This window comes from Acidocella sp. MX-AZ02 (assembly GCF_000306035.1).
In the GTDB taxonomy this organism is placed as follows: Bacteria; Pseudomonadota; Alphaproteobacteria; order Acetobacterales; family Acetobacteraceae; genus Acidocella; species Acidocella facilis.
This window is the reverse complement of record NZ_JH976207.1, coordinates 1,412,457-1,420,200: the sequence shown is the minus strand read 5'-3', so window position 1 is coordinate 1,420,200 and position 7,744 is coordinate 1,412,457. Positions and strand designations below refer to the sequence as shown.

10 protein-coding genes are annotated in these 7,744 nt (G+C 63.9%); 9 read left to right on the top strand and 1 reads right to left on the bottom strand.

What is annotated here, in order from left to right; all coding sequences use genetic code 11:
* The 7 genes from MXAZACID_RS07000 to MXAZACID_RS06970 all read left to right on the top strand — a co-directional run.
* The coding region (locus tag MXAZACID_RS07000) for a chemotaxis protein CheA (RefSeq protein ID WP_008493507.1) at positions 1-1,184 on the top strand (1,184 nt) is incomplete at its 5' end.
* Positions 1,181-1,645, top strand: coding sequence for a chemotaxis protein CheW (locus MXAZACID_RS06995; RefSeq protein WP_008493506.1), 465 nt, complete (start codon positions 1,181-1,183; stop codon positions 1,643-1,645). The genes MXAZACID_RS07000 and MXAZACID_RS06995, both read left to right, overlap by 4 nt.
* Positions 1,645-2,529 carry a protein-glutamate O-methyltransferase CheR gene (locus MXAZACID_RS06990; protein WP_008493504.1) on the top strand — a complete coding sequence of 295 codons (885 nt, stop codon included), beginning with the start codon at positions 1,645-1,647 and terminating at the stop codon, positions 2,527-2,529. The genes MXAZACID_RS06995 and MXAZACID_RS06990 overlap by 1 nt, the downstream gene beginning before the upstream one ends.
* Positions 2,526-3,557 (top strand): chemotaxis response regulator protein-glutamate methylesterase, encoded by a 1,032-nt coding sequence (locus tag MXAZACID_RS06985; protein WP_008493503.1) that lies wholly within the window; start codon positions 2,526-2,528, stop codon positions 3,555-3,557. The genes MXAZACID_RS06990 and MXAZACID_RS06985 overlap by 4 nt, the downstream gene beginning before the upstream one ends.
* Positions 3,554-4,129: a chemotaxis protein CheD gene (locus MXAZACID_RS06980; RefSeq protein WP_008493502.1), complete on the top strand. Its 576-nt coding sequence runs from the start codon at positions 3,554-3,556 to the stop codon at positions 4,127-4,129. The genes MXAZACID_RS06985 and MXAZACID_RS06980 overlap by 4 nt, the downstream gene beginning before the upstream one ends.
* A 71-nt stretch (positions 4,130-4,200) precedes the next feature.
* On the top strand, positions 4,201-4,575 hold the full coding sequence (locus MXAZACID_RS06975; protein WP_144052676.1) for a hypothetical protein: 375 nt from the start codon (positions 4,201-4,203) through the stop codon (positions 4,573-4,575).
* Between the two features lie 108 nt (positions 4,576-4,683).
* Positions 4,684-5,172, top strand: coding sequence for a chemotaxis protein CheW (locus MXAZACID_RS06970; protein ID WP_008493500.1), 489 nt, complete (start codon positions 4,684-4,686; stop codon positions 5,170-5,172).
* A gap of 82 nt (positions 5,173-5,254) precedes the next feature.
* On the opposite strand, the gene MXAZACID_RS06965 is transcribed toward MXAZACID_RS06970, so the two are convergent.
* A complete protein-coding gene (locus MXAZACID_RS06965) occupies positions 5,255-5,920 on the bottom strand; it encodes an alpha/beta hydrolase (RefSeq protein ID WP_008493499.1) in 666 nt (221 codons plus the stop codon).
* 302 nt (positions 5,921-6,222) lie between these two features.
* Here MXAZACID_RS06965 and cysE point away from each other — a divergent pair, with 302 nt between their 5' ends.
* A complete protein-coding gene (gene cysE, locus MXAZACID_RS06960; RefSeq protein WP_008493498.1) occupies positions 6,223-6,885 on the top strand; it encodes a serine O-acetyltransferase in 663 nt (220 codons plus the stop codon).
* A gap of 9 nt (positions 6,886-6,894) precedes the next feature.
* Positions 6,895-7,744, top strand: an 850-nt coding sequence (locus MXAZACID_RS06955) for an aminotransferase class V-fold PLP-dependent enzyme (protein WP_008493497.1), incomplete at its 3' end; no start/stop codon positions are given.

Genomic DNA, 7,744 nt, shown 5'->3' with positions numbered 1-7,744 from the left:
TGATCGATCTGGTCGGCGAGCTTGTCATCAATGAGGCGATGCTGAGCCAGCGAGTGCTGGAAGCCGGCATCGCGCGCTCCTCCGGCGTGGCCATGGCGTTGGAAGAGCTTGAGCATCTGACCCGTGAAATCCAGGATAGCGTGATGGCCATCCGCGCCCAGCCGGTGCGCTCGGTGTTCCAGCGCATGCCGCGCCTGGTGCGCGAAGTGGCGGCGATGACCAACAAGCAGGTCAAGCTGGTCACCGAAGGCGAGGCGACGGAGGTTGATAAAACCGTCATCGAACGCATCGCCGATCCGCTGACCCATATGATCCGCAACGCCATCGATCATGGGCTGGAACCCACAGAGGCGCGGCTTGCCGCCGGCAAGCCGGCCGAGGGCACGGTACGGCTGACCGCCGTGCATCGTTCCGGGCGCATCGTGCTGGAAGTCGCCGATGATGGCGGTGGCATCAACCGCGCCCGCGTGCGCCAGAAGGCGATCGAAAATGGCGTGATCACCGCGGATGCCCAGCTCAGCGATGAAGAGATCGATAATCTCATCTTCCTGCCAGGGTTTTCCACGGCGGCGAAAGTTTCCGATATTTCCGGCCGCGGCGTCGGCATGGATGTGGTGCGCCAATCCATCCAGGCGTTGGGCGGCAGGATTTCGATTTCCTCCCGGCCCGGCCAGGGCTCGACCTTTACCCTCTCGCTGCCGCTGACTCTGGCGGTGCTGGATGGCATGGTCGTTTCCGCCCAGGGCAACACGCTGATCATCCCGCTCGGCGCCATCATGGAAACGCTGAAGCCCCGTGCCAAGGATGTGTTCCCGCTGGATGGGGATCTCAACATGCTGGCCCTGCGCGGCGGCTATGTGCCGGTGGTCGATGTCGCGTTTTGCCTTGGCTACAGCACGAAACATGCCGACCCGGAACAGAGCGTGGCGCTGTTGGTGGAAGGCGAGGGCGGCGCGCGCGCGGTGCTGATGGTGGATGCGATCCACGGCCAGCGCCAGGTCGTCATCAAGAGTCTGGAGGCCAATTATCGCGCCGTGCCCGGCGTCGCCGCGGCGACGGTGATGGGAGATGGGCGGGTGGCGTTGATTGTCGATGTGGATGCGGTGGTGGTGAATGCCGGCGCCGACATGAATCGCAATTCCGCCGAGATGAAGGCGCTTGAATTGAGCGGGAGGGCGGCATGAGCGATGTTTTGGAGCGTCTGGGCGAAGGGCGCGAATTGATTGCCTTTCGTGTTGGCCGGCAGGAATTCTGCATCAATGTGATGATGGTGCGCGAAATTCGCGGCTGGACCGCGGCCACCACCCTGCCGCGCGCGCCGCGTTATGTGAAGGGCGTCATCAATCTGCGCGGCGCGGTGCTGCCGATTGTCGATCTCGCCACCCGGCTCGGCATGCCGGGCACGGAGCCGACGGCGCGCAATGTCATCATCGTGGTCCAGCTGGCGCAGCGCCAGATCGGAATTCTCGTCGATGCGGTCTCGGATATTCTCACCGCTAACGATAATCTCATCCAGACGGTGCCGGATGTGACATCGGATCTGGTGAAAGGCTTCGTCAAGGGCTTGTTGCCAATGGATGGGCGCATGGTGAGCCTGATCACGCTGGACGACGTGCTGCCGGCGGATGAGCTGGAGGCGGCCTGATGGCCCAGCTCACCGCCACAGCCAAAGTTTTGGTGGAGAACAGCGAATTTCGCTTTACCGCGGCCGATCTGGAGCTGATCTCCCGGCTGATGATGCAGGAAACCGGCATCACCCTCTCCACCGCGAAGGCCAATCTGGTCTATTCCCGCCTCGCCAAGCGCGTGCGCAAGCTCGGCCTGCCCGGCTTCGCGGAATATTGCGCGCTGGTGGAGGCGCCGGAGGGTAAACAGGAACGGCGCGAGCTGGTCGCCGCCTTGACCACCAATGTGACGCGGTTTTTCCGCGAACCGCATCATTTCGAGCATATGCGCACGAAGATGCTGCCCGGGTTGATCCGGCGTGCCCGGGCGGGCGAGAAAATCCGGCTTTGGTCGGCCGCTTGCTCCTCCGGGCCGGAGCCCTATTCGATGGCGCTGACCCTGCTGCAGGAGATGCCGGACGCGCCGCGTTTCGATATCCGCATCCTGGCCTCTGATATCGACCAGAATGTTCTCGCCACCGCCATGGCGGGCATTTACGAGGACTCCCAGCTGGAACCGGTGCCGCCGGCTTTGCGGCAAGCCTGGTTCAAACCGGTGAGCAATGGCAGGGAGCATTATCAGGCCGCCCCCGAGCTGCGCCAACTCATCAGCTTCAAGCCGCTGAATCTCATTGGCCAATGGCCGATGAAAGGCAAGTTCCAGATTATTTTCTGCCGCAATGTCGTGATCTATTTCGATAACCCGACTCAGGAACGGATCTGGTCGCGCTTCACGCCATTACTGGAAGATGCAGGCGCGCTCTATATCGGTCATTCCGAACGTGTTTCGGGCGCGGCGGAGCAGCTTCTGGTCAGTGATGGCGTGACCATCTACCGCAAACGCGCTGGAGGCGCCAGGACATGAGTATTCGTGTCATCGTCGTGGATGATTCCGCCACCATGCGCGGCCTCATCACCGCAACGCTGCGATCGGACCCGCAGATCGAAGTTGTCGGCCAGGCGGGTGATCCGCTGGAGGCGCGGCAAATGATCAAGCAGCTCGCCCCGGATGTGATCACGCTGGATATCGAAATGCCGAACATGGACGGTATTTCCTTCCTGGATAAAATCATGCGGTTGCGGCCGACACCGGTGGTGATGGTCTCCACCCTTACCCAGGCCGGGGCGGATGTGAATCTGCGTGCCCTGGAAATCGGTGCCTTTGATTGCGTGGCCAAGCCCTCCTCCTACGCGCCGGATAGTTTCCGGCTGCTGGCGGAAAAGGTGAAGGCGGCGGCGCAATCGGGGCGGCGGCGCCGGCCCTTGCGCGAAGCCGCGTTCAGCCCGGTGCAGAATTACGATCCGGACGGCAAGATCGTCGCGATCGGCTCCTCCACCGGCGGGGTCGAGGCGTTGATCGAGATTTTTTCGAAATTCCCGGCCAATTGCCCGCCCACTTTGGTCAGCCAGCACATGCCGCCCAGCTTCACCCGCAGCTTCGCCGCCAGGCTGGATAAATTATGCCGCCCGCAGGCCCGCGAGGCGGAACCGGGTATGCGGCTGGAGACAGGCCATATCTATCTCTGCCCTGGCGATCACCATATGGAAATCTCCGGGCGCAGCCAGTTCACCTTGCAGCTCAGCCAGGCGGACAAGGTCAATGGCCATCGCCCCTCGGTGGATGTGATGTTCAATTCCGTCGCGAAGCAAGCCGGGGCGCAGGCGGTCGGGGTGATCCTCACCGGCCTCGGCAATGACGGGGCGGAGGGGCTGCTGGCGATGCGCCGGGCCGGCGCCGAGACGCTGGGGCAGGATGCGGCGAGCTGCGTCGTCTATGGCATGCCGCGTGTGGCCTATGAGCTGGGGGCGGTGGCCAAGCAATGCCCGCTCGACAAAATCGGCGGGCAGATCCTTGCCCTGACCAATACCCGGCAAAGGAGCTCCGTCGCATGAGTCTCTCCAATCTCTCCTCGCCCGCCGGGCGGGAGAAGCGGATCAATATCGTTCAGGGCTTTCATCATGTGGATAACGACCCCAACGCGGTGCTGACCACCATTCTCGGCTCCTGCATCGCGGCCTGCATCTGGGATCCGGCGGCAAAGGTCGGGGGCATGAACCATTTCCTTCTGCCCGGCGATGCCAATGCCCGCACCCCGGCACCGCGTAGCGACGCGCAGCGCTACGGCGTCAATCTGATGGAGCTGCTGATCAACGATCTTTTGCGCATGGGCGCCCATAAGCCCCGCATGAAGGCGAAGCTGTTTGGCGGTGCGGCGATGATCAAGGGGCTGACCGATATCGGCGCCCTCAATGCCAGCTTTGCCGAGGCGTTTCTGCGCGAGGAGGGCATCGAGCTGGTCGGGGGCAGCCTGCGCGGCGTGCATGGGCGGCGCATCCAGTTCTGGCCGGTTGGCGGGCGCGCCCGCCAGGCGCTGCTGCAGAAGGAGACGGAATCGATCATGCGCGAAGAAACCACGCGCCAACCGGTTCTGCGCTCCGGCGCTGGACAGGTGGAATTGTTCTGAACGGATCGGTCACCCCGGCAGGCCTGCACAGCGCCGGGGGAGACGCAAAGCTGAAGCATAGGAGTGGTATGATGACGAATTTTAATTCCCAAGCCGCTGACCACCATACCCCCCTGCGCTCCATCCTTACCGCCATCGGTGAGGAATTTCGGGAGCTTGGGCATTTTACCGATAGTTTTCAGCTCAGCCTCAGCCCGGCCGTGCGCCGCCTGGCGCTGGACCCTGAATGTCACCGCGATGTGCAGTCCCTGGACCTGCTCTCCCAGCGGCTGGCGGCACTTTCGGGCTATATTCTCGATATCAGCGCGATGCTGCCTGATGATCTGGCGGTGGATTCGCGCAACGCGCTCTCCTCGATCCGGCTGGCCGAGCTGCAATACCGGCTGAAAGGCGCGCCCGTGCCGCTGGATCAGGGCCATCTCTCGGGCGAGCTGGAGCTGTTCTAAACCCCGTCCACCAAATTTTAACCCGTTCGCCCTAGGCTGAAATTGCCGGCGGGTGGCCGGTCAAAAACCCGAAAACCTCCAAACCCGAGCCAACGCAAGCGAGAGATCATGTCCCATCAGGCCGAATATAAAGCCAATGAGCATCGCGCGGAGTTCCTCTCCGTCCGCTTAGGCGCGCAGGAATTCGCGTTCGATATCCGTTCCATCCGGGAAATCCGCGGCTGGATCGCCTCCACCCACCTGCCTTACGCGCCGCATTTCATCAAAGGCATGATCAATCTGCGCGGCAGTGTGCTGGTGGTGGTGGATCTGGCGGAACGGCTCGGCCTCTCCGCCGCGGAGCCGGGGGCAGCCTCCGTGGTGGTGGTGGTGGAGCATCAGGGCCGCGCCGCCGGGCTGCTGGTGGATGCGGTGTGCGATATCATCACCGTCACCGATGAAATGCGCCAGCGCACCCCCGATACTGGCAGCGAGATGCCGCGCGAATTCATCCAGGGGCTGGTGATGATGGATAACCGCATCATCTCCATCCTCGCCATTGGCAGTCTGATCCCGGAGGAGAGCGTGCAGCAAATGGCCGAAAGGGCCGCCGCCTGAACCGCAGCCACGCGCGCATAAAAAAACCGCCCGAAAGGGCGGTTTTTTGTCTCGGCGGTTTTTGTTGGGCAAAAGGAGCGGTTCAGTCCGCCGCCAGCGCCATCTGCTTGCGCGCCAAGGACTGGCTGACATAGCCTTCCACCGCCTCGCTCACCTTCTCCGCATGGTTGGCGAAGACATGGTCAGCGCCCTCGAACACGCGGTAATCGATGGCCACACCTTTCTGCTGGTTCAGCTTATCGACCAGCTTGCGCACGGAATTCTCCGGCACCAGCTCATCCGCGTCGCCATGGATGATCAGCCCGCCAGTGGGGCAGGGGGCGAGGAAGCCGAAATCATAGCCGGCGGCCGGCAGCGCCACCGAGACCCAGCCGGAGACTTCCGGGCGGCGCATCAGCAGCTGCATGCCGACGAAGGCGCCGAAGGAATAGCCGGAGATCCACAGCCCGCCATGGCCAGGGTTCAACGCCTGCATCCAGTCCAAAGCCGCCGCGGCATCGTTGATCTCGCCCATGCCGCCATCAAACTTGCTCTGGCTGCGGCCAACGCCACGGAAATTGAAGCGCATCACGGAGAAGCCCAGGCGCTGGAACACCTGGTACATCGTATAGGTGATGCGGTTATTCATGGTGCCGCCATGCAGCGGGTGGGGGTGCAGAACCAGGGCCAGCGGGGCGCCACGCTCTTTCGCATGGTGATAACGACCCTCTAGACGGCCCTCCGGGCCAGCAAACATCACTTCAGGCATACTCGAACTCGTCTTTCATCGTTTGGCAGCCCCGATCCTCGAAGCCTTCCCCCGGCTGGAAACCGTAAAGAAAAGCGTGACGCACCAGGGGTGGCACAGAGTGTGGACAGGATTTTCTACAGCTTGTCCGCTGCGCGGAAAATAACTCTCCCTGCTAACCGTATTAATTGACCAGGAAGGCTTTGATACCTAAATGCTCCTTCAAGGTCGTGACTAAGGTTACGGATGTCTCTCAACATCTAAAATCGTCTCAGGCTTTTCAATATAGACTGCTTCCCGGCTGTTTATCCACGGAAATTCGCATGCCTTTCATGTTTTTGCGCGAGACTGCCCGAGCCTACCGCGAGCGCGACCCCGCCGCGCGCTCCATGCTGGAGGTTTGGCTCTGCTATCCTGGATTGCATGCGGTGGTGATGCATCGGCTCGCCCACGCGGTCTGGAGGGCGGGTTTCATCACGCTCGGGCGCTGGCTCTCGCATCTCGGACGCTTCCTCACCGGCATCGAAATCCATCCGGGGGCGACCATCGGCCAGCGCCTGGTGATCGATCACGGCATGGGGGTGGTGATCGGCGAGACCGCCGAAATCGGCGATGATGTCTATATTTATCATCAGGTTACGCTAGGCGGCACCAGCAGCGCGCAAGGCAAGCGCCACCCGACCATCGGCAATAATGTCATCATCGGCGCCGGTGCGAAGGTGCTGGGCGCGATCACAGTGGGGGAGGGGGCGCGCATCGGCGCCAACGCGGTGGTCGTGGCCCCGGTGCCGGCGGGCACCACGGTTGTGGGCATCCCCGCCCGGCCGGTGGAGCGCGAGGCCCGCAAGCCGCGTTTCGACGCCTATGGCACGCCCTGCGATCCCTGCATCGACCCGCTGTTTCATGAAATCGAGCTGCTGCGCACTGAGCTGACGGCGCTGGAAGCTCGGCTGCAGGTGCACGAGCGGCAGGATGAGCGGCTGTAAACCGGTAAGATGATCTATCTTGACGCGAATGCCACCGAGCCGCTGCGCCCGCAGGCCCGCGCCGCGGCGCTGGCGGCGATGGAGACCGGCGGCAACCCCGCCTCCGTGCACCAGGCCGGCCGCGCCGCGCGCAAAATCCTGGAAGAAGCCCGCGAGCGGGTGGCTTCATTCTGCGCCGCCCGCCCGGCGGACGTGATCTTCTGCGCCGGCGCGACGGAGGCCAACGCCCTGGCCCTCCACGCGCTGGGCCGCGACCGCCCGATCCTGATCGGCGCCACTGAGCATGACGCCATCCGCGCCGCCGCCCCCCACGCCGAAATCATCCCGGTGCAGCCGGACGGCCAGATGGATCTCGCCGCGCTGAAATCCCTGCTCGCCGCCCATCCCGGCGCCCTGGTCTGCCTGATGGCGGCGAATAACGAGACCGGCGTGCTGCACGACATCGCCGCCGCCGCCGCCCTTTGCGCCGAGGCCGGGGCGCTGCTGCATGTGGATGCGGTGCAGGCCATTGGCCGCTGCAACCAGGGCTGGCTGGCCCTGGGGGCCGCCAGCCTCGCCCTTTCCGGCCATAAATTCGGCGGCCCGCCCGGGGCGGGGGCGCTGGTGGTGCGGGAAAATCTGGAAATCCGGGCGCTGATCAAAGGCGGCGGCCAGGAGCTGGGAAGGCGCGGCGGCACCCCGGCGCTGCCCGCCATCGCCGGCCTCGCCGCTGCTTTGGGCGCCCCGTACGACGCCGCGCAGATCGCCGGCTGGCGCGATGAGATCGAACAGGCCGCCCTGGCGGCGGGGGCGGTTGCCATCGGCGCCGGGGCGCCGCGCCTGCCCAACACCATCTGCCTCGCTCTGCCCGGCGTGCGCG

Excerpts from the sequence above, each read along its gene's own strand:
- MXAZACID_RS06995 (WP_008493506.1), top strand. The coding sequence starts at position 1,181 with ATGAGCGATGTTTTGGAGCGTCTGGGCGAAGGGCGCGAATTGATTGCC.
- MXAZACID_RS06990 (WP_008493504.1), top strand. The coding sequence starts at position 1,645 with ATGGCCCAGCTCACCGCCACAGCCAAAGTTTTGGTGGAGAACAGCGAA.
- MXAZACID_RS06985 (WP_008493503.1), top strand. The coding sequence starts at position 2,526 with ATGAGTATTCGTGTCATCGTCGTGGATGATTCCGCCACCATGCGCGGC.
- MXAZACID_RS06980 (WP_008493502.1), top strand. The coding sequence starts at position 3,554 with ATGAGTCTCTCCAATCTCTCCTCGCCCGCCGGGCGGGAGAAGCGGATC.
- MXAZACID_RS06975 (WP_144052676.1), top strand. The coding sequence starts at position 4,201 with ATGACGAATTTTAATTCCCAAGCCGCTGACCACCATACCCCCCTGCGC.
- MXAZACID_RS06970 (WP_008493500.1), top strand. The coding sequence starts at position 4,684 with ATGTCCCATCAGGCCGAATATAAAGCCAATGAGCATCGCGCGGAGTTC.
- MXAZACID_RS06965 (WP_008493499.1), bottom strand. The coding sequence starts at position 5,920 with ATGCCTGAAGTGATGTTTGCTGGCCCGGAGGGCCGTCTAGAGGGTCGT.
- cysE (WP_008493498.1), top strand. The coding sequence starts at position 6,223 with ATGCCTTTCATGTTTTTGCGCGAGACTGCCCGAGCCTACCGCGAGCGC.